We start from the raw sequence: 19,954 nt of genomic DNA, 5'->3' as shown, positions 1-19,954 counted from the left end.
CTACTGGGCCAGGAGCGCGCCGTCAGGCGTGCCGAACTTGTCGACCATGGTCGCGCTGGCGCGGTTGAGCCCAACGATGCTGACCTCGGTGCCTTCGCGGCGGAACTTCAGCACGACCTTGTCGAGCGCGGCAACCGCCGAGATGTCCCAGAAGTGCGCGGTCGACACGTCGATCGTGACATGTTCGAGCACTTCCTTGAAATCGAAGCCAGCAACGAAGCGCTCGGTCGACGCGAAGAAGACCTCACCGGTCACGCGGTAAGTGCGCGCCGTGCCATCGCCCGACGCGAAGCTGCCGATGGTGAACTGGCGGCCCACCTTGTTGGCAAAGAAGATGCCCGACAGCAGCACGCCGGCCAGCACGCCCTTCGCCAGATCGTGCGTCGCAACGACGGTGACGACGGTGGCGAGCATGACGACGCTGCTGTGCCAGGGGTGAGTGCGTAGCTGCCCGATCGAAGCCCACGAGAAGGTCCCGATCGACACCATAATCATGACCGCGACGAGCGCTGGCATCGGGATCTGCGCCACCCACGGGCCGAGCACCACGATGAGGAAAAGGAGGACTGAACCGGCAACCAGCGCGGACAGCCGCCCGTGTCCGCCCGACTTCACGTTGATGACCGACTGGCCGATCATCGCGCAGCCGCCCATGCCGCCGAAAAAGCCGGTCACGAAGTTGGCGATGCCCTGGCCGCGCACTTCGCGCGGCTTGGAGCTGTCGGTGTCGGTCAGTTCATCGACGATCTGCGCGGTCAGCAGCGATTCGAGCAGGCCGACCGCGGCCATGGTGATCGAATAAGGCAGGATGATCTGCAGCGTTTCCATCGTCAGCGGCACTTGCGGCAGCGCGAAAAAGGGGAGCGCATCGGGAAGTTCGCCCATGTCGCCGATGCGGTTGACCGGCATGTCGAGCCAGATGGCGATGACGGTCAGGACGACGATCGCCACGAGCGGCGAGGGGATGGCCTTGGTCAGGCGCGGCAAGAGGTAGATGATGGCAAGCCCGGCCGCCACCATTGCGTAGGCTTGCCAGCTGACCCCGGTCAGCTGCGGCAACTGCGCCATGAAAATCAGGATCGCCAGCGCGTTGACGAAGCCGGTGATGACCGAGCGCGAAACGAACTGCATCAGCCGGTCGAAGCGCGCGAAGCCCGCAATGACCTGGATCACGCCCATCAATACGGTCGCGGCGAAGAGATATTCGACGCCATGATCGCGCACCAGCGGCACCACCAGCACCGCGATGGCGGCGGTGGCGGCGCTGATCATCCCGGGACGCCCGCCGACAAAAGCGATGATCACCGCGATGGTGAAGCTGGCGTAAAGGCCGACGCGCGGATCGACGCCCGCGATGATCGAAAAGCCGATGGCTTCGGGGATCAGGGCGAGCGCAACTACGAGACCGGCCAGAATGTCGGCGCGGGGGCTCGCAAACCAGCTGCGGCGGATGGCGGTGATATCGATCATATCGGCGGTGCGCTCGGCTGGAGGGCCAAGCGCCAACTTCCTCAATCAAAAAGAAAAACGGCCGCGTGAGAGCGACCGGTCGCGCGGCCTATGACGATCCTCGAGCTAAAATGCAACCCTTGGCATCAGAACCAGAATTTCACGCCGGCCACGAAGTTGGTCCTGGCCTCCGTCTCACCGAGAAAGGACCATTCCTGTTCGATACCGACATAGGGCGCGAATTCGCGCGCGAACTCATAGCGCAAGCGCACGCCGATCTCGGCTTTGGACACGCCCGCCGCGATCCCAAGCTCGGGCACGTCCTGTGCAGCCAGCACCAGTTCGGCGCGCGGTTGGAGGATGAGGCGGTTGGTGATGAGCTGGTCGAGTTCGGCCTCGATCTCGGCGGTGAGATCGCCTTCGTTGGACAGGTACGCCGCAGCATCGATTTCAAACAAATAGGGGGCGAGGCCCTGAACGCCGATGGTGGCATAGGTGCGCTTGGGTCCGGTCAGGTCCTGGCGGATGCCGGTCTGGAGGTCCCAGAAGGGGCCGATGGCGTGGGCCCACAGGCCCTCGATGCTGGCGTCTTCAAGTTCGCCGCCGAAATCGCCTTCGCCTTCGCTTTCGACCCAGAACTTGTCGATATCGCCGCCGTAATAGCCCTGCACGTCCCACAGGTAGGCTTCGCCTTCATCAGCGAAGCGAATTTCGGCGCGGTCGGCCTGGAACCACAGGACTTCCTGCCCGCCATGATCTTCCTTGAGATCGGCGCGCGACCTCGCCATCGCCTCGGCGCCCCAGATGGCGTCCGCGGCGCGCGCGGGACCGCTGCCGGCTTCGGGCGGAGGCGGAAGGACGGGGATGTCCGACTGCTGATGGGCGCTATGATCCATCGTTGCGTGATCCATGGTCGAATGATCGACCGCCTGTTCGTTACCATGGTCCACCTGGCTATGGTCCATCGCCGAGTGATCCATGGTCGAATGATCGACGGCCTGCTCCTCACCGTGGTCCATCTCACTGTGGTCCATGGTCGAGTGGTCGACCTCGGGATCCTCGCCATGGTCCATTTGCGCGTGGTCCGTGTCGCCATGATCCATCTGCGAATGATCCATCTGCGAATGGTCCACATCGTCATGATCCATGTCCTGATGGTCGCTGTGGTCCATCTGGCTATGATCGACGGCAACTTCCTGCGTCGCCTCGGGTTGTGGGTGAGCGTCATGGTGTTGATGTTGCTGGAGCGCCAGCAGCAGTGCGAGCGTCATGGTCATGCAACGCCTCCTGCCGGAGACGCCACCGTGACGACCTGAAACATCCCGGCGTGCATGTGATAAAGCAGGTGGCAGTGGAAGGCCCAGTCGCCCGGCTCGTTCGCGGTGAGGTCGAACTGCGCGCTTCCGCCCGGCTGCACGATCAACGTGTGCTTTTGCGGCTGGCTGGCCTGATCGGCGCCGTTGACCAGTTCGAAAAAGTGGCCGTGCAGGTGGATGGGGTGCGCCATCATCGTGTCGTTGACGAGCTTCACCCGCACGCGCTCGTTATAAGCGAAGCGGATGGGCTTGTCGGAAACCGCATTGAATTTCTGGCCGTCGAACGACCACATGTAGCGTTCCATGTTGCCGGTCAGGTGCAATTCCAGCAGCCGGCTCGGCTTTCGCGTGTCGGGGTTGGGACGCAGCGCACGCAGATCCTTGTAAGTCAGGACCCTGTGACCGACATCGTCGAGCCCGACGCCCGGATCGCCCATGCGATCGACCGGGTTCATCGCCACCATGTCGATCCCGGGACCGACCTTGACGCTATCGGGCAATAGCGAGGTGTCGCGCATGTTCATGCCGCCCGACATGTCCATGCCGCCCGCATCACTATCGCCCATGTCGTGGCCCTCATGACCTCCGCCATGATCCATCCCGCCATGCCCCATGTCTTTCATGGTAAGCAGCGCCGGCTTGCGAAGCGGCGGGATTGGGGCGCGGGCACCGGGGCGCTGCGCCAGCGTGGCGATCGCCATGCCCGAGCGATCCATCGATTCCGCGACGATCGTGTACGCCTCAGCCGCGCCCGGCGTGACGACGATGTCGTACGTTTCCGCAACGCCGATCTGCAGTTCGTCCACCGTGACCGGTTCGACATCCTGCCCGTCGGCCTGCACGACCTCGAAGCTCAGCCCCGGGATGCGCACGTTGAAAAACGTCATCGCGCCCGCATTGACGAGGCGCAGGCGCACGCGCTGTCCCGGCGTGAAGGCATATTCGAGCCCATCGATCGGCGCATGGCCGTTGATGAGATAGGTGTAGGTCTCGGCCGTCACATCGAGAATGTCAGTCGGCATCATGCGCATTTCGGCCCACATGCGGCGTTCCGACGCGCTCAAGGGATAGTCATCGGTCCAGCTGCGCTGCTGGCGATTGAAATAGCCTTCGCCCTTCTTCAGCTTGTCGAAGACGGTGTGGGGATGGAGCGGGGTGAATTCCGACAGGACCATCATGTAGTCGCGGTCGGCTTGCACGGGATCTTCGCCCGCCGGATCGACGATGATCGCGCCGTAATGACCCGCCTGTTCCTGCAGCCCACTATGCGAATGATACCAATAGGTGCCGTGCTGGCGAACAGGGAACTCGGCGGTGAAGCTCTTGCCGGGTTCGATCCCAGGGAAGCTGACGCCGGGAACGCCGTCGAACTGGAAAGGCAGCAGCAGCCCGTGCCAGTGGATCGAGGTGTCTTCCTTCAAATGGTTGTGCACCGTCAGCCGCGCGGTCGTGCCTTCCTTGAGGCGCACCAGCGGGCCCGGAACGCTGCCATTGACGGCGATGGCGTGACCGCTGCGCCCCGCGATGCGCGTTTTGTGGGTACCGACCGTGAGGTCGATCGCGGGTCCGCGGACTTCGTCGAATCCCTGGCGGACCATGCCATGGTTGAGGTCGGCGCCGCGCGCCCACGCGGGCATGGCCGCGGCCGTCAGGCCAAGGGCGGCAGTGGTCTTCAAAAGGCCGCGGCGGGTAATAGAGATGTCATTCATCTGGGAATCACGCTTGCGTTGTCGATGGCTCGCCTATATATACCCCCCTAGGGTATTGTAAAGTGGACAAAGGACCTATGGCGACCGACCGAAAGACACAGAAGGCCAACCGTTTCCGCCGCATTTCGGGGCAGGTGAATGGCATCGCCAAAATGGTGGATGAGGATCGCTACTGCATCGATATCCTCAACCAGATCCAGGCGGTGAAAGCCGCCTTGTCGCGCGCCGAGAGCGAAGTCCTGAAAGACCATGCCGCCTGCTGCATTTCCGAGGCCATCGCCAGCGGCGACACCAGCGAGCAGCGCGAAAAGTTCGCCGAGCTCATCAATCTGTTCGAGAAGGCCAAGCGATGAAGGAAGCAACGCTCTACCGGATGGTCATGCCCGATCATCTTTGCCCCTCGGGGCTCAAGGCGCTCGACCTCTTGAAGCGCGAGGGGTTCAAGGTCGACGATCATCACCTTACATCGCGACCCAAAGTCGAGGCGTTCAAGGCGGAGCATGATGTAACGACCACCCCCCAGATCTGGCTCGGCGACGAACGGATCGGCGGCTATTCGGACCTGCGCAAGCATCTCGGCAAGGTGCAGGAGGGCACGACATACTGGCCGGTGGGCATCCTGTTCGCGATGACGGCGCTAATGGCGCTGGGCGCGGGTTGGGTCGCGACAGGGCAGGCCATATCGATCCTTGCAGCCGAATGGTTCGTTAGCTTCTCGATGTGTGCGCTGGCCTATCTCAAGCTGCGCGATATCGAGGCCTTCTCGCTTTCATTCGTCAATTACGACCTGTTGGCGCGCAAATGGGTGCCTTACAGCTTCCTTTACCCGTGGCTCGAAGGGCTGGCGGGCGTGCTGATGACGGCGCATGTCCTCAAGATCGTCTCAATCCCGGTCGCACTGTTTATCGGCACGATCGGGGCGGCAAGTGTGTTCAAGGCGGTCTACATCGACAAAAGATCGCTCAAATGCGCCTGCGTCGGCGGTAACAGCAACGTGCCACTAGGCTTCGTCTCGCTGACCGAAAATCTCTTTATGATCGGCATGGCAGTTTGGATGCTGGTGAAGCCGACCGTCCTCTAGTCGCCGACTTCGACTTCCTCGCGAGCATCTTCGCCGATGTCGCGCTTCACCACTTTCTTCGCTTCTTCCAGCAACTCGGGCGTGAGCTCGGCGCTGCGCGGCGCGATCGGCGTGCCGTCGCCCATTTCGCCATTGGCCTCGATATCTGCGAGCAGTAGCTCCATTTCCGCGATTTCGCGGACTTGGGCCTCGATGATCGCATCGGCGAGTTCGCGCACGCGCGGATCCGAGATGTCGGCGCGGCTGGACGTGAGCACGGCAATCGAATGGTGCGGGATCATGGCCTTCATCCAGGCTTCGTCCTCCACGGTGGCCTGGCTGCGCGCCAACCACAGAAATAGTGCGAAGCCGATTATGGCGCCGACCATCACCAAAACCTTGGTGGTAAGCGTCTTGTACATGCCCCACATGAAACCAAGCATGATGACGATCATCGCCATCCCCATCAGGAGCGCCATGTACATGCGCGTTTGGCTAAAATAGACGTGGTTCGGTTCCCAAACATTCGAATATTTGAGCACGAACATCGTGACGATCGATGTGGCGATCATCGCGAAGAAGGTCGGCCACTTGCTCGATTTGCCGTGATGAGTCGAACCGGACATACGCATTTCTCCCTGTTTTATGGGAGTAATGAGCGGACTTTTGGGATTGTTCCGGCCGCTACCAGTTCAGGTGATTCAACCCGTGGATCATCGCGCCGCCCAGCCAGCCTTGTATGATCAGCAGGATGACAAGAACCAGATAGCTTTGCCACAACCAGCGCTTGGTTAGCGTGGCGGGTCTTTTCCAGACGACCCAGCCAAATATACCGAGCGCGGCGCCAAGCAGCGTTCCGACCCACCGATGCCACGCCACGATCGGATCGGAGTCCCACCACGCCGGTACCGCTGCCAACCAGCCGACCGCGGCGGCAACGGGACCGGTTATGCCGGCCGCAATGATCATGAAGCTAGCCGTCTGTTCGAACGACTTGCGCCGACGCGCGAGCCACAAGGCCAAGAGGGCCAGAGGCGCGAGCGCGAGCGGGAAATGGACAATCGCCGGGTGCAGCCGGCCCATCCATCTGCCGGTTCTTGCTAGCGGTCCCAAGGGTTCGACCGAAGGCGAAGGCGCCGCGACGACTTCGGGCGCCGCTGCGTTCATGACCATTTCCGTTGGCGCTTCGTTCCCCCCGTGCGGTTTGTCCGGATGGGCGAGGGCGGGGGCACCCAGCAAGTATACCAGCAGCAGCCACCAACCGAGATATCGGCCCATGTCTAGTCGCGCACCGGCCGGGAGGAACTGTGGTAGCGGACGATCTTCCACCCGTGGGCGTCGTGTTTAAGAACCGAGGTGGCTACGCCGTCACGCGCGATTTCGCGGCCGTCCTTCAACTTGATATCGTAGCGATAGGTCTCGCGTCCGATCGCCATGTGGCCCATTACCTCGACATCGAGTGTCGGATCGGTGAAGGTGAATGTCTCGATCGCATCGAGTTCGGGACCGATATGATGGTCGAGATAGTTGGCAAAGGTGCCTTCATCCTTGCCGTTTTCGAAAACGCGACTGTCGTCTGCAAAGAGCGCGGTCATCGCATCGGCATCCAGCCCAACCAGCGCCGCTCGATACGCCTTCAGCGTTTCGATTGCACCGCGGTGCATCATCGCATGATGATCGTGCGCCATCGCATCGGCGCCATGTTCCTTGTGCGCGCTATGGTCTTGCGCATGGGCGGGCAGTGGCAGCAACGAGACCGAAGCGGCCAGTGCGGCAATTTTGATGATGGTCATGAATTTCCTACCTACTCTGACGGCATTGTCGTGCGCCCGAGGCTATTGCAGTCGCGGGCCACCCGCAACATTCCGCAGCACAAAAAAAAGGCCCCGCTTTCGCGAGGCCCTTCTTCTGTTCGCTGGTCCGAAGACTTATTCGTCGTCGGTCAGGAAGGCGGGCATGTGACCATCGTCACCGCCTTTGTCGCCGCCCTTGTCGCTGTCGTTGCGATCGCGGCGCGGGCCGCGGCCACGGCCGCCATCACGGCCACCGCCACGCGGACCACGGCCACCGTCACGGCCACCGCGGCCACCGTCACGACGTGGGCCCTTTTCACGCGGCGGGCGCGTGTCTTCGAGCTCGTCGCCGGTTTCCTGGTCGACAACGCGCATCGACAGGCGGACCTTGCCGCGCTGGTCGACCTCGAGCAGCTTGACCTTGACTTCCTGGCCTTCGCTCAGCTCGTCGGTCACCTTCTCGACACGCTCGTTCTTGATTTCCGAAACGTGCACGAGGCCGTCCTTGCCGGGCATGAAGGTCACGAACGCGCCGAAATCGACGATGTTGGCCACCTTGCCGGTGTAGATCTTGCCGACTTCGGGCTCTGCCACGATGCCTTCGATCCACGCCTTGGCGGCAGCAATCTCGTCACCGTCGGACGAAGAAATCTTGATGATGCCTTCATCGTCGATGTCGACCTTGGCGCCGGTTTCCGCAACGATTTCGCGGATGACCTTGCCGCCCGTGCCGATGACGTCGCGGATCTTGTCCTTGTTGATCTGCATCGTCTCGATACGCGGCGCGTGCTTGGACACTTCACCACGGCTGTGGTCGAGCGCCTTGGCCATTTCGCCGAGGATATGGTCACGGCCGCCCTTCGCCTGCGCGAGCGCGGTTTCCATGATCTCCTTGGTGATGCCGGCAACCTTGATGTCCATCTGAAGCGAGGTGATGCCATCGGCAGTACCCGCGACCTTGAAGTCCATGTCGCCGAGGTGATCTTCGTCACCCAGGATGTCGGAGAGGACCGTGAAGTCGTCGCCTTCGAGGATCAGGCCCATCGCAATGCCCGAAACCGGTGCCTTCAACGGCACGCCGGCATCCATCATCGACAGGCAGCCGCCGCAGACGGTCGCCATCGAGGAAGAACCGTTGGACTCGGTGATGTCCGACAGGACACGGATGGTATAGGGGAACTCTTCGTGATCGGGCATGACCGGGTGCAGCGCGCGCCAGGCGAGCTTGCCGTGGCCGATTTCGCGGCGACCGGTAAAACCAAAACGGCCTACTTCGCCGACCGAATAAGGCGGGAAGTTGTAGTGCAGCATGAAGGGATTGTAGCTCAGCCCTTCGAGGCCATCGATCATCTGCTCGGCATCCTTGGTGCCCAGCGTGGTGGTGCAGATCGCCTGCGTTTCACCGCGGGTGAAGAGCGCCGAACCATGGGTACGCGGCAGGAGGCCGACCATGGCTTCGATCGGGCGGACTTCGTCCACCTTACGACCGTCGATACGCTGGCCGTCCTTGAGGATCGCCTTGCGCACGATGTCGCTTTCGAGCTTCTTCACGAGCTTGAGGGTCCCGAGATATTCGGCCGGATCGCTTTCCTGGAGGTCGGCGAAATGTTCGCGGGCCTTTTCACGCGCCGCGTTGATCGCATCCTGGCGATCGCCCTTGTCGGTGATCTTGTAGGCCTTGGCGAGATCGTCACCGATGACACCGCGAAGCGTTTCGAGCTTGGCCGACTTGTCGTCGACCGCATCGAGTTCCCACGGCTCCTTGGCAGCCTGTTCGGCCAGCTGGATGATCGCGTCGGCGACCTTCTTGGACGCTTCATGCGCGAACATTACCGCACCGAGCATTTCGTCTTCGGTCAGTTCCTTGGCTTCCGATTCCACCATCATCACGGCATCGCGCGTGGCGGCGACGACGAGATCGAGGCGGCCGCCATCTTCGAAGATGTCGGCAACGGTCGGGTTGAGGATGTATTCGCCATCCTTGAAACCGACGCGCGCGGCGCCGATCGGGCCCATGAAGGGCACGCCCGAGATGGTCAGCGCAGCCGATGCCGCGATCATCGCGACGATGTCGGGCTCGTTGACGCCGTCATAGCTCAGGACCTGGGCGATGACGTTGATCTCGTTGTAAAAGCCCTCGGGGAAGAGGGGACGGATCGGACGGTCGATGAGGCGGCTGGTCAGCGTTTCCTTTTCGGTGGCACGCGCTTCGCGCTTGAAGAAGCCACCCGGAATGCGACCCGCGGCCGAATATTTTTCCTGGTAGTGGACGGTGAGCGGGAAGAAATCCTGCCCTTCCTTGACGCTCCTAGCGGCCGTGACGGCGCAAAGAACGACGGTTTCGCCGAGGGTCGCCAGCACGGCGCCGTCAGCCTGGCGGGCAATCCTGCCCGTTTCGAGCTTGAGCGTTTCGTTGCCAAGTTCGATTTCTACAGTTTTCACATCAAACATATTTTGTGTCACCCGCTGGCCGGATGCCGAGCGGGGCCTCTCATGGTTGGCAGGCTGACCGGCCTACCTCGGTTCGGGGCGTTTCTTTTTGCCCCTGCGTCTGCCTTCGTGCCGAATTGCATGAAGGTCGGATAAGCGAAGGGCGCCCGCGGGCGCCCTTCAGGAAATTCGTTATTTGCGCAGACCCAGCTTTGCAATCAGGTCGGCATAGCGCTGGTGATCCTTGCGCTTGAGATAATCAAGCAGGTTGCGGCGCTTGTTGACCAGCATCAGCAGGCCGCGGCGCGAGTGATTGTCCTTCGCATGCGTCTTGAAGTGCTCGGTGAGCGTCTGGATGCGGTCGGTGAGGATGGCCACCTGGACTTCGGGCGAACCCGTGTCGTCCTTGCCGCGGCCATGTTCCTTGGCGAGTTCCGCCTTGCGTTCCGTCGTAATCGACATCGTCGTCATTCCTTCCAAAACAAAAGTTGCTGAACATCCCCCAAGGGGGCGCTCAGAGGTTAAACCCGCGCAGGACAGCGACCTCGCCATCCTCCACCTCGACCAGCGCGACGGGCGTACTGCCTTCGATCGCGAGATGCTGGCCCGGCGGTGCGGGGTGCCCTTCGAGCCGCTGTCCGTGCCGGAGCAGCGATGCCTCTTCGGGCGTCACGACAAGTGCCGGGATGTCGTCCAGCCCCGCACGAAGCGGGAGTAACTTGTCGATCAGGGTGCGGCGCTTAGTGATTTCCTCGAGAAAGTCCAGCGAAATCGCCTGCTTTTCGGAAAAGGGCCCCGCCTTTGTGCGATGCAACATGGTGACGTGTCCCACGCTTTCAAGCGCGCGTGCGATATCCCGTGCCAGCGAACGGATATATGTGCCCTTGGAGACAGTGGCGGACAGGGTGACGCTGTCGCGGGTGTCATCCACGATCCTCAGTGCGTGGATGACCACCGTGCGGCTATCCAGCGCGACCTCAGCGCCCGCCCGCGCCAGATCGTAGGCCCGCTTGCCATCGACCTTGAGTGCGGAAAATGCCGGCGGGACCTGCTCGATCGTTCCTGTAAAACCGGGGAGTATGTCCTCGACCTGCTGGCGGGTCGGACGCACGTCGCTCGTGGCGACGACTTCGCCCTCCGCGTCGAGCGTGGAGGTCTCCTCCCCGAACGTGATGGTAAAATCATACGCTTTGGTCGCATCGAGCATCCGCCCGGCCAGTTTCGTCGCCTCGCCGATGGCAATGGGCAGGACGCCCGAAGCAAGCGGATCGAGCGTGCCGCCATGGCCGACCTTGGGTTTCTTGACCCCGCATTCGCGCAAGGCCCATTTCACCTTGCCCACAATGGGGGTCGAGCCGACACCCACCGGCTTGTCGATGACGAGCCAGCCATTCGCCTTAACCGGATCGCTCATCGCGGGATGGCGAGGTTCAATTGCTCCGCCTCGCTCTCGCGCAGCCGTTCGAAGAAATGCTTGCGGCACAAAGCGACATAACGGTCGTTGCCGCCGATCTCGGTCTGCGCGCCTTCCTTGACCGCTCGGCCATCGGCCATGACGCGAAGGTTCATGGTGGCCTTGGCGCCGCATTCGCAGATCGCTTTCATCTCGATCAGCTTGTCGGCGAGCGCGAGCAACGCCGCCGAGCCGGGGAAAAGCCGGCCCTGGAAATCGGTGCGCAGCCCATAGCACAGCACCGGGATATCGAGCCCGTCGGCAATTTCCGCCAGTTCGAGCACCTGCCGCTGCGACAGGAACTGCGCTTCGTCGACCAGCAGGCAGTCGATCAGCTTGTCCTTCAGTTCGCGCATGACGACCGGGATGATGGCGGTGCCTTCTGCGAACATGTGGGCTTCGGCGGACAGTCCGATGCGCGAGGCGATGCGCCCACGCCCGGCGCGTTCGTCGATTGCGCTGGTCCACAGCATGGTGTGCATGCCGCGCTCGCGGTAGTTGAAATCGGCCTGAAGCAAGGTGGTGGACTTCCCTGCGTTCATCGCCGCATAGTAGAAATAGAGTTTGGCCATCGCAGATTGATAGGCTGGCAAGGCCGATATGGGCAAGCGGGTAGCGCGAGGAGACGGGTGTTGCTCACGATTATTGCCATGACCGCTGCCGCGTGCAGTCTTTCCTCCGGCTCGGTGACGTACCGGATCGACCCCACACAAAGCGTGGTCAGCGCCAAGGTCCCCTTCTTTGGGATCGGATCGAAAAGCGCGACTTTTCCCAATATGGAAGGGTCGATTACGATTGATCCGGCAAATGCCGGGACAATCAACTTGCGGGTGCAACTGGACGGGAGGGCGCTGGAAGCGAGCGACGGCCTGACGCAACGCCGGCTCAAGGGAGAAAAGTTCTTCTGGGTAGACCGCTACCCCGAAATCACTTTCACGGGCGCTGCGCTCACGATGCGCAATGACACGGCAGGTGTGGTGGACGGCTCGATTTCGGCGCGGGGAAAGCGGGTCGGTGCGACACTGGACGTCACCTTCGATCGTCCAACCAAAGAGATTTGCGGGAACCGACCGGTTTCCTTTACGGCGCGCACCACGATTGATCGTCGGCATTACGGCATGACATCCTATGGACTGATTGTTGGCAACAAGGTGTCGATCAATATCGAAGCGCGGATGGTGCCAGACCGCTAGATATTTGGACGCGGCGCATAATTCTGCTTTGATGGGCCATGTGAATTCGGTGAATGAGGGAGAGCACATGAGCGACGGCACAGCGATGACCCAGAAAGGGTTTTTGGGATGGGTGGAGCGCACGGGTAACCGGCTTCCCGATCCGGTCTTCATCTTCTTTTACCTGATTGCGATTTTGATCGTAATCTCGGTCATCGCGGCGGCGACCAACCTTGCGGCCGCGCACCCGGCGGAGATCGACGAAGCGACCGGGGCAGCGCGGATAATCGAGGCCGAGAGCCTGTTATCCGCAGAAAATATCCGCCGGCTGTGGGTCGAAATGCCCGCAACGTTCACCCACTTCCATCCGCTCGGTTACGTGCTTGTGGTCATGCTGGGGGCAGGCGTCGCTGAGCGCGCCGGGCTGTTCGGCACGGCGATGCGCGCGGGTGTGCGCAATGCACCCAAGTTCCTGCTGACGCCGCTGGTGGTGCTGGTAGGCATGATCGGCAACCTTGCTGCCGATGCCGCCTATGTCGTGCTGATCCCTTTGGCGGGCATCATCTTCCATGCCGCCGGGCGCCATCCCATCGCCGGGATCGCGGCGGCCTTTGCCGGGGTCTCGGGCGGTTTTTCGGCCAACCTGTTGCCCGGCCAGCTCGACGCGCTGCTGTTCGGCATTACCGAGGCGTCGGTCGAGACCGTCTTCGGCGATTGGACCGCGAATATCGCGGGCAACTGGTTCTTCATCGCGGCGATGACCTTCGTCTTCCTGCCCGTGATCTGGTACATCACCGACAAGGTGATCGAGCCCAAGTTCGGCAAGTATGACGCGAGCAAGGCCGACCATGAAGTCGACGATGTGGACGAGGACAAGCCGCTCACCGAAGGCGAGAAAAAGGGCCTCAAGCGCGCCGGTCTCGCCGCGCTCGGCGTCATCGGCCTGTGGGTGTTGTTCACGGTCGGACCGGGTACCCCGCTAATCGAGGAGAGCGCCAATCCCGAAGCGCGGCTTACGCCTTTCTACCAGAGCCTGGTGGCGGGCTTCTTCGTGCTCTTCCTGCTGTCGGCCTGGGCCTATGGCGCGGCAGCCGGCACGATCAAGAACCACCGCGACCTGGTGAAGATGATGTCGGGCGCAATGGAAGACCTGGCCTATTACCTCGTGCTTGCTTTCGCGGCGGCGCACTTCGTAGAGATGTTTGGCTGGTCAAATCTTGGCCTGATCTTAGCGGTGAACGGCGCCGACTTCCTGCAGGGCTTCAACCTGCCTGCGCCGGTTCTGCTGGCGGCGATCGTGCTGTTCTCGGGCTTTCTTAACCTGTTCGTGGGATCGGCGAGCGCCAAGTGGGCGCTGCTGGCGCCGGTGCTGGTGCCGATGCTGATCCTGCTCGGTATCTCGCCCGAAACATCGACCGCGGCCTATCGTGTCGGTGACAGCGCGACCAACATCATCACCCCGCTGATGGTGTACCTGCCGCTGATCCTGATTTTCTGCCAGCGCTGGAGCAAGGATTTCGGTCTCGGCAGCCTGATGGCGATGATGATCCCATATTCGATCAGCTTGCTGATCGCGGGGACGGCGCTCATCATGATCTGGGTCGGTCTCGACCTGCCGCTCGGACCGGGTGCGAGCGTGTTCACCAATCCGGCCGATTACGGGATACTCGAGAGCGTCGCCCCGGCGAACGCCGAGTAGTTTGATTGGGAGCCTCGGCGCTAGCCGGGGCTCCTAATCCTCGTCCTTGCCGTCCAGGTCGCGCGCCACATGCGCGGTGCGCAGCAGGCTGTCGATGTGGCTGCCTTCGTCGAAGCTCTCGTCGGCAAGGAACTTGAGGTCGGCGGCATATTTGGTGTTCACGCGGCGTGCGACCTCGCCCTGCAAATAGCGCCGGTTGCGCTTCAGCGCGGCCAGTACTTCTGCTTCCTTGTCGCCCAGCAGCGGCTTCACGAATACCGTGGCGTGGCGCAAATCCGGGCTCATCCGCACCTCGGTGACCGAAATGGGAGTCGAGCTTAAATCCGGATCGTGCACGTCGCCGCGCGCAAGTATTTCGGAAAGGACGTGACGGACCTGCTCGCCGACCCGAAGGACGCGAACCGAAGGTCCGTCACTTTCATTACGTCGTGCCACTTAGAGGGTGCGTTCCCGTTCTTCGACTTCGAAGATTTCGAGCATGTCGCCCGGTTCGATGTCGTTGGTATCCTCAAGCACGGCGCCGCATTCGGTGCCGGCTTCGACTTCCTTCACATCGTCCTTGAAGCGGCGGAGCGAGGCGATCGTGGTCTTCGAGACGATGACATCGTCGCGCGTCAGGCGGGCGTGGAGGCCCAGCTTGATGACCCCGTCGACGACGAGGAGACCCGCGGCCTTGTCCTTTTTGCCCGACTTGAAGACCTGCTTGACCTCGGCGCGGCCGACGACCGTTTCGATGATCTCGGGGCCGAGTTCGCCCGCCATCGCCTGCTTCACCCAGTCGGTAAGGTGGTAGATGACGTCGTAATAGCGGAATTCGACCTCGTCGCGCTTGGCGATCTCGCGGGCCTTGCTGTTCGGACGCACGTTGAACCCGATGATCGGGGCGTTCGAACTTGCCGCAAGCGTCACGTCGCTTTCGGTAATCGCGCCGACACCCGAATGGATGACGCGGACCTCGATCTCGTCGGTCGACAGCTTGTTCAATGCATTGACGATGGCTTCGGAGGTGCCCTGCACGTCGGCCTTGACGATGAGCGGGAAGCTGATCGTTTCCGCGCCCTTCTTGTCGAACATACTTTCAAGGCTCATCGGCGCACTGGTGGTGCGCTTCTTGTCGATCACGCTCTGGCGATATTCGGCGACTTCGCGGGCGCGCTGATCGTTCTCGACGACGGTGAACTGGTCACCCGCGCTCGGCAGGCTCGACAGGCCCAAAACTTCCACGGGGAAGGAGGGGCCAGCTTCCTTGACGCGCTGGCCGCGATCATCGACGAGCGCGCGCACCTTACCGGCGGCAGCGCCGGCAACGAACACATCGCCGACCTTCAGCGTGCCGCGATTGACGAGCACGGTCGCGACCGGGCCGCGGCCCTTGTCGAGCTGGGCTTCGACCACGGTGGCATCTGCCGCGCGATCGGGGTTTGCCTTGAGTTCGAGCAATTCGGCCTGGAGGTTGATCGCCTCCAGCAGCTTGTCGATGTTGGTTTTCTTCTTGGCCGACACCTCGACGTCCTGGACATCGCCCGACATCGCTTCGACGATGATCTCGTGCTGAAGCAGTTCCTCGCGGATTTTCTGCGGGTTGGCCCCGTCCTTGTCGATCTTGTTGATCGCGACGATCATCGGCACTTCGGCCGCCTTGATGTGATTGATCGCTTCGACCGTCTGCGGCTTGAGGCCATCGTCGGCCGCCACCACGAGGATGGCGAGATCGGTGACATTGGCACCGCGTGCGCGCATCTCGGTAAAGGCTTCGTGGCCCGGCGTATCGAGGAAGGTGATCGGATCGCCGCCCTTGGGCGTGACCTGGTAGGCCCCGATATGCTGGGTGATGCCGCCGGCTTCGCCCGCTGCCACATCGGCGCCGCGAATGGCGTCGAGCAGCGAGGTCTTGCCGTGGTCGACATGGCCCATGATCGTGACCACCGGCGGACGCGGTTGCAACGTGTCCTCGGGATCGACGTCTTCGGTCGTATCGATATCGACATCGCTTTCGCTGACGCGCTGGATCTTGTGACCGAATTCGGTGACGAGCAGTTCGGCGGTGTCCTGGTCGACGTTCTGGTTGACCGTCACCATCATGCCCATGTTGAACAGGCTCTTGACGAGATCGGCCGACTTTTCGCCCATACGCTTGGCGAGTTCGGCGACCGTGATGCTGTCGGGCACCACGACGTCGCGGACCTGCTTTTCGCGCGGACCGCTATCGTGATCGCGCTTGGCCTTTTCACGTTTGCGCTTGAGCGCAGCAAGGCTGCGGGCGCGATTGCCGTCTTCGCCCCGCAGCGCACGGTTGACGGTAAGCTTGCCCGAACGACGATCGGGTGCAGGACGGCCCTTGCTGGCCTTTTTCTTGGGCGCGGGTTTGCGCTCTTCGGTACGCGGCGCCGCAGCAGGTGCTGGCGCGGCCTTCGAAGCTTCGTGCTTGGCGCGTTCGACGTCTTCGGCGGCCTTCTTGGCATCTTCGGCAGCCTGGCGCTCGGCCTCTTCTTCTGCCTTGCGGTTTTCTTCGGCGCGGCGCTCTTCGGCTTCGGCCTTGGCGTTCTTGGCCTTTTCGTCACGCTCGCGCTGCTCGGCTTCGAGGCGCATGCGCTCCTGTTCGGCCTGGCGCTCGAGTTCCTTGACCTGTTCACGGCGTTCGGCGGCCGACATCTCTTTCTTGGGCGCAGGCTTGGGGGCCGCGGCCTTCTTGGGCGCAGCTTCCTTCTTCTCTGGCGCGGCTTCAGGCGCTTTTGCTTCTTCCTGTGCCTCGGGCTTGGCATCGCCAGGCTTGAGAATACGCCGCTTCTTGACCTCGACCACGACCGTATTCGAACGGCCATGGCTGAAGCTCTGCTTCACCTTACCGGTTTCCACCGTACGCTTGACCCCAAGCGGCGGGCGGGTGCCGAGCTTCTTTTTGTCGTCGCTCATTCTGATCCTTCGTCTTCGTTTTCCGCAGCCAAAGCAGCGGAAGCACCGCCCTCTAGCGTAGCATGGGGTTCAAGAAAAGCATGCCAGCGCGAAAGCGCTTCACGCACTCTTTTCGCGGCTGCCTGATCGGTAAGGCCCACATGGACCACATTTTCACGCCCCAATGCCGAACTCAACATGGTGCGATCGGCCAGCAAAACAAGGCCGCGCTGGTCGCCGCCGCCAACCCGCCAGGCCTGGTCGAGACGCTTGTTGCCGTCTTCGGATGCATCGGCGGCGTGGAGGAGGAGGTAAAGCTTGCCCGAACGTGCCGCCTTTTCCACTTTTTCGCTGCCATTGATGAGGGTGCCGCCGCGCGCTTCGAGGCCCATGCGATCGAGCGCATTACGCTCCAGCGCCGCCTCGATATCGTCGGCGAGCGTGTCGGGCGCGACCGCTTTACCGTCCTTGAAAGCACGGGCGAGGGCGGGCTTGAGCTTGCCCTTCGCCATGGCTTCCTCAAGTTCGGCCTTGTTCACCCCGATATAGGCGCCGCGACCCGGCGCCTTGGCGCGGATATCGGGCGCAACCTGGCCGTCCGGACCGAGCGCCAGACGGATCAATTCCGTCTTGGGCGCGGTCCGGCGCGTCAGGATGCACGAGCGCTCAGGCGCTAGCTGGCGATCATTGGTCCCCATCCGCAGCCGCGTCCTCCTTTTCGGGGGTTTCGTCGGCGGCGGGGGCTTCGGCCTCGGCCTCGTCCGCGTCCTCGAACCAGTGGGCGCGGGCGGCCATGATGATCTCGTTGCCCTGCTCTTCGGTGAGACCATATTCGCCGAGCACGCCGCCCTTGTCTTCGGGGCGCTTGGTGTCGCTGCGGCGGCGCGGCATATCGCGTTTTTTCTGGATGAGCTCGTCGGTGGCAAGATCGGCGACATCGTCGAGCGTCGTCAGCCCGGCTTCGCCCAAAGTCACCAGCATCTGCTCGGTGAGGTGGGGGAGTTCGGCGACATCGTCACCGACGCCAAGCTCGCGGCGCTTCTCGCGCGCGGCTTCCTCACGCTTGTCGAGCGCTTCCTTGGCACGGGTCTGCAGCTCTTCGGCGATTTCTTCGTCGAGGCCTTCGATCGTGGCGAGTTCTTCCTGCTCGACGTAGGCGACTTCTTCCATTTCGGTGAAGCCTTCGGCGACCAGTAGCTGCGCCAGCGTCTCGTCGACGTCGAGCTCGTTCTGGAACATTTCCGAGCGCTCCATGAATTCCTTCTGGCGCTTCTCGGAGGCGTCGGCCTCGGTCAGGATATCGATCTGGCTGTCGGTCAGCTGGCTGGCGAGACGCACGTTCTGGCCGCGGCGACCGATGGCGAGCGACAGCTGGTCGTCTGGCACGACGACTTCGATGCGGCTTTCTTCCTCGTCGATGACGACGCGGCTGACCGTGGCGGGCTGCAGCGCGTTGACGATGAAGGTGGCCTTGTCTTCCGACCAAGGGATGATGTCGATCTTTTCGCCCTGCAGTTCCTGCACGACGGCTTGGACGCGGCTGCCCTTCATGCCGACGCAGGCGCCGACCGGGTCGATCGAGCTATCATAGCTGATGACGCCGATCTTGGCGCGGCTGCCCGGATCGCGGGCGGCGGCCTTGATCTCGATGATGCCGTCGTAGATTTCGGGTACTTCCTGCGCGAACAGCTTGCGCATGAAATCGGGATGAGCGCGCGACAGGAAGATCTGCGGCCCGCGGGTTTCGCGGCTGACCTTCATGATGAGCGAGCGGATGCGATCGCCGACACGCACCATTTCGCGCGGGATCTGCGCGTCGCGGCGGATGACGCCTTCGGCGCGGCCAAGATCTACCACGACGTGGCCGAATTCGACGCGCTTGACGACGCCGGTGATGACTTCGCCGGCGCGATCCTTGAATTCCTCGAACTGGCGCTCGCGCTCGGCGTCGCGGACCTTCTGGAAGATGACCTGCTTGGCGGCCTGCGCGGCGATACGGCCGAATTCGATCGGTGGCAGCGGATCGACGATAAAGTCGCCGACCTTGGCGCCTTCTTCGAGCTTCTGCGCGCCCTTGAGATCGACCTGCTTGAAGTTGTCATCAACCTCTTCGACCACTTCGAGGACACGCCACAGGCGAAGATCACCCGTGTCGGGGTCGAGCTTGGCGCGAATTTCGTTTTCCTGGCCGTAGCGGGCGCGGGCGGCGCGCTGGATCGCATCTTCCATCGCTTCGATGACGATGCCCTTGTCGATCAGCTTTTCGCGCGCGACAGCATCGGCGATGGCAAGCAGTTCGGCCTTGTTGGCGGATGCGGCTGCAGGTGTCTCTGCCATTATTGGTCTTCCTCGATATCCTCGGCGCCCTCGGTGGAGAGCGGCTGGGTTTCTTGCAAAAGTTTGTCGGTGAAAATCAGTTTCGCATCCTCGATCGCAGCGAACGGGATGAGATAAACCTCGTCGGCATCGTCGATCAGCTTGACCGTTTCGGCTTCGGGGTCGGTGCCATCGAGATATGCCTTGTACTTGCGGCGGCCGTCACGCTTTTCGGTGAGCGTGACGCGGGCCAGGTGACCCTTCCAGTCTTCGAAATCCTTGAAGCGCGTCAGCGGCCGGTCGATGCCGGGCGACGAGACTTCGAGGCGGTAGGCGTAATCGATCGGATCGGCCTCTTCGAGCGGCTCGTCGAGAGCATGGGAAAGCTTCGTGCAATCCTCGATCGTCAGCTGGCGCGTGTCGGGACGTTCGGCCATGACCTGCAGCGTGGGTTCGTCCTCGCCGCCGATCATCTTCACGCGCACGAGTTCCAATCCCATGTCCTTGACGATGGGTTCGATAATCTTCGTGACGTTCGCGATGTCAGCCAATGCAGTCCTTTCCACGCCTCTTTGGTGCCGGACCGAGGCTTCGGACCAGCCCCTTCATCTCACGATGTCGAGGAATTGATGCGCATATAGGCCGCAACGCCAGGTTCTGCAAGC

Annotated in this window: 19 protein-coding genes; 4 read left to right on the top strand and 15 right to left on the bottom strand. The window is 62.2% G+C overall.

The window, feature by feature from the left end; translation table 11 throughout:
- The 3 genes from NUX07_RS10090 to NUX07_RS10080 form a co-directional block, all read right to left on the bottom strand.
- A complete protein-coding gene (locus NUX07_RS10090) occupies positions 1 to 1,470 on the bottom strand; it encodes a SulP family inorganic anion transporter (RefSeq protein WP_265530447.1) in 1,470 nt (489 codons plus the stop codon).
- 125 nt (positions 1,471 to 1,595) lie between these two features.
- Positions 1,596 to 2,726 carry a copper resistance protein B gene (locus tag NUX07_RS10085; RefSeq protein WP_265530446.1) on the bottom strand — a complete coding sequence of 377 codons (1,131 nt, stop codon included), beginning with the start codon at positions 2,724 to 2,726 and terminating at the stop codon, positions 1,596 to 1,598.
- Complete coding sequence (locus NUX07_RS10080) at positions 2,723 to 4,474, bottom strand: copper resistance system multicopper oxidase (protein ID WP_265530445.1); 1,752 nt, start codon at positions 4,472 to 4,474, stop codon at positions 2,723 to 2,725. Before NUX07_RS10080 ends, NUX07_RS10085 begins: the two co-directional genes overlap by 4 nt.
- Positions 4,475 to 4,551: 77 nt before the next feature.
- Between NUX07_RS10080 and NUX07_RS10075 the strand changes: the two genes are divergently transcribed.
- Both NUX07_RS10075 and NUX07_RS10070 read left to right on the top strand, forming a co-directional pair.
- Complete coding sequence (locus tag NUX07_RS10075) at positions 4,552 to 4,827, top strand: metal-sensitive transcriptional regulator (RefSeq protein WP_265530444.1); 276 nt, start codon at positions 4,552 to 4,554, stop codon at positions 4,825 to 4,827.
- A complete protein-coding gene (locus NUX07_RS10070; RefSeq protein ID WP_265530443.1) occupies positions 4,824 to 5,555 on the top strand; it encodes a glutaredoxin family protein in 732 nt (243 codons plus the stop codon). The genes NUX07_RS10075 and NUX07_RS10070 overlap by 4 nt, the downstream gene beginning before the upstream one ends.
- Here the strand turns inward: NUX07_RS10070 and NUX07_RS10065 are convergent.
- The 7 genes from NUX07_RS10065 to NUX07_RS10035 form a co-directional block, all read right to left on the bottom strand.
- Positions 5,552 to 6,160, bottom strand: a complete 609-nt coding sequence (locus NUX07_RS10065; protein WP_265530442.1) for a DUF305 domain-containing protein — start codon at positions 6,158 to 6,160, stop codon at positions 5,552 to 5,554. The genes NUX07_RS10070 and NUX07_RS10065 overlap by 4 nt on opposite strands.
- Positions 6,161 to 6,218: 58 nt before the next feature.
- Positions 6,219 to 6,812, bottom strand: coding sequence for a DUF2231 domain-containing protein (locus NUX07_RS10060; RefSeq protein WP_265530441.1), 594 nt, complete (start codon positions 6,810 to 6,812; stop codon positions 6,219 to 6,221).
- 2 nt (positions 6,813 to 6,814) lie between these two features.
- Positions 6,815 to 7,327 carry a YybH family protein gene (locus NUX07_RS10055; protein ID WP_265530440.1) on the bottom strand — a complete coding sequence of 171 codons (513 nt, stop codon included), beginning with the start codon at positions 7,325 to 7,327 and terminating at the stop codon, positions 6,815 to 6,817.
- A 135-nt stretch (positions 7,328 to 7,462) separates the two neighbouring features.
- A complete protein-coding gene (gene pnp / locus NUX07_RS10050; RefSeq protein WP_265530439.1) occupies positions 7,463 to 9,778 on the bottom strand; it encodes a polyribonucleotide nucleotidyltransferase in 2,316 nt (771 codons plus the stop codon).
- Between the two features lie 171 nt (positions 9,779 to 9,949).
- A complete protein-coding gene (rpsO, locus tag NUX07_RS10045) occupies positions 9,950 to 10,219 on the bottom strand; it encodes a 30S ribosomal protein S15 (protein WP_265530438.1) in 270 nt (89 codons plus the stop codon).
- Between the two features lie 52 nt (positions 10,220 to 10,271).
- Positions 10,272 to 11,171 carry a tRNA pseudouridine(55) synthase TruB gene (truB, locus tag NUX07_RS10040; protein WP_265530437.1) on the bottom strand — a complete coding sequence of 300 codons (900 nt, stop codon included), beginning with the start codon at positions 11,169 to 11,171 and terminating at the stop codon, positions 10,272 to 10,274.
- Positions 11,168 to 11,782 carry a thymidine kinase gene (locus tag NUX07_RS10035; protein ID WP_265530436.1) on the bottom strand — a complete coding sequence of 205 codons (615 nt, stop codon included), beginning with the start codon at positions 11,780 to 11,782 and terminating at the stop codon, positions 11,168 to 11,170. Before NUX07_RS10035 ends, truB begins: the two co-directional genes overlap by 4 nt.
- 57 nt (positions 11,783 to 11,839) lie before the next feature.
- On the opposite strand from NUX07_RS10035, the gene NUX07_RS10030 reads away from it, so the two are divergent.
- Together NUX07_RS10030 and NUX07_RS10025 are read left to right on the top strand one after the other, a co-directional pair.
- A complete protein-coding gene (locus NUX07_RS10030) occupies positions 11,840 to 12,403 on the top strand; it encodes a YceI family protein (protein WP_407696151.1) in 564 nt (187 codons plus the stop codon).
- A 67-nt stretch (positions 12,404 to 12,470) separates the two neighbouring features.
- On the top strand, positions 12,471 to 14,081 hold the full coding sequence (locus tag NUX07_RS10025; RefSeq protein WP_265530434.1) for an AbgT family transporter: 1,611 nt from the start codon (positions 12,471 to 12,473) through the stop codon (positions 14,079 to 14,081).
- A gap of 33 nt (positions 14,082 to 14,114) precedes the next feature.
- Here NUX07_RS10025 and rbfA read toward each other — a convergent pair whose 3' ends face one another.
- From rbfA to rimP, 5 genes are read right to left on the bottom strand one after another with little or no spacing between them, the layout of a single operon-like run.
- Positions 14,115 to 14,516 (bottom strand): 30S ribosome-binding factor RbfA, encoded by a 402-nt coding sequence (gene rbfA / locus NUX07_RS10020; protein ID WP_265530433.1) that lies wholly within the window; start codon positions 14,514 to 14,516, stop codon positions 14,115 to 14,117.
- Complete coding sequence (gene infB, locus NUX07_RS10015; RefSeq protein WP_265530432.1) at positions 14,517 to 16,994, bottom strand: translation initiation factor IF-2; 2,478 nt, start codon at positions 16,992 to 16,994, stop codon at positions 14,517 to 14,519.
- Positions 16,991 to 17,671 (bottom strand): DUF448 domain-containing protein, encoded by a 681-nt coding sequence (locus NUX07_RS10010; RefSeq protein ID WP_265530431.1) that lies wholly within the window; start codon positions 17,669 to 17,671, stop codon positions 16,991 to 16,993. Before NUX07_RS10010 ends, infB begins: the two co-directional genes overlap by 4 nt.
- Complete coding sequence (gene nusA, locus NUX07_RS10005; RefSeq protein WP_265530430.1) at positions 17,658 to 19,310, bottom strand: transcription termination factor NusA; 1,653 nt, start codon at positions 19,308 to 19,310, stop codon at positions 17,658 to 17,660. Before nusA ends, NUX07_RS10010 begins: the two co-directional genes overlap by 14 nt.
- Positions 19,310 to 19,840 carry a ribosome maturation protein RimP gene (gene rimP, locus NUX07_RS10000; protein WP_265530429.1) on the bottom strand — a complete coding sequence of 177 codons (531 nt, stop codon included), beginning with the start codon at positions 19,838 to 19,840 and terminating at the stop codon, positions 19,310 to 19,312. Before rimP ends, nusA begins: the two co-directional genes overlap by 1 nt.
- Between the last annotated feature and the right edge of the window lie 114 nt (positions 19,841 to 19,954).

Origin of the sequence: Sphingomicrobium marinum (genome assembly GCF_026157105.1) — a bacterium.
GTDB lineage: Bacteria > Pseudomonadota > Alphaproteobacteria > Sphingomonadales > Sphingomonadaceae > Sphingomicrobium > Sphingomicrobium marinum.
The sequence above is the reverse complement of the archived record's forward strand: the minus strand, read 5'-3'. Positions and strand labels throughout refer to the sequence as shown.

Coding starts and splice junctions, on each gene's coding strand:
- NUX07_RS10070 (WP_265530443.1), top strand. CDS start 4,824: ATGAAGGAAGCAACGCTCTACCGGATGGTCATGCCCGATCATCTTTGC.
- NUX07_RS10065 (WP_265530442.1), bottom strand. CDS start 6,160: ATGTCCGGTTCGACTCATCACGGCAAATCGAGCAAGTGGCCGACCTTC.
- NUX07_RS10090 (WP_265530447.1), bottom strand. CDS start 1,470: ATGATCGATATCACCGCCATCCGCCGCAGCTGGTTTGCGAGCCCCCGC.
- NUX07_RS10085 (WP_265530446.1), bottom strand. CDS start 2,726: ATGACCATGACGCTCGCACTGCTGCTGGCGCTCCAGCAACATCAACAC.
- rpsO (WP_265530438.1), bottom strand. CDS start 10,219: ATGTCGATTACGACGGAACGCAAGGCGGAACTCGCCAAGGAACATGGC.
- NUX07_RS10025 (WP_265530434.1), top strand. CDS start 12,471: ATGAGCGACGGCACAGCGATGACCCAGAAAGGGTTTTTGGGATGGGTG.
- truB (WP_265530437.1), bottom strand. CDS start 11,171: ATGAGCGATCCGGTTAAGGCGAATGGCTGGCTCGTCATCGACAAGCCG.
- NUX07_RS10035 (WP_265530436.1), bottom strand. CDS start 11,782: ATGGCCAAACTCTATTTCTACTATGCGGCGATGAACGCAGGGAAGTCC.
- NUX07_RS10075 (WP_265530444.1), top strand. CDS start 4,552: ATGGCGACCGACCGAAAGACACAGAAGGCCAACCGTTTCCGCCGCATT.
- nusA (WP_265530430.1), bottom strand. CDS start 19,310: ATGGCAGAGACACCTGCAGCCGCATCCGCCAACAAGGCCGAACTGCTT.
- NUX07_RS10055 (WP_265530440.1), bottom strand. CDS start 7,327: ATGACCATCATCAAAATTGCCGCACTGGCCGCTTCGGTCTCGTTGCTG.
- pnp (WP_265530439.1), bottom strand. CDS start 9,778: ATGTTTGATGTGAAAACTGTAGAAATCGAACTTGGCAACGAAACGCTC.
- NUX07_RS10010 (WP_265530431.1), bottom strand. CDS start 17,671: ATGGGGACCAATGATCGCCAGCTAGCGCCTGAGCGCTCGTGCATCCTG.
- NUX07_RS10060 (WP_265530441.1), bottom strand. CDS start 6,812: ATGGGCCGATATCTCGGTTGGTGGCTGCTGCTGGTATACTTGCTGGGT.
- NUX07_RS10080 (WP_265530445.1), bottom strand. CDS start 4,474: ATGAATGACATCTCTATTACCCGCCGCGGCCTTTTGAAGACCACTGCC.
- infB (WP_265530432.1), bottom strand. CDS start 16,994: ATGAGCGACGACAAAAAGAAGCTCGGCACCCGCCCGCCGCTTGGGGTC.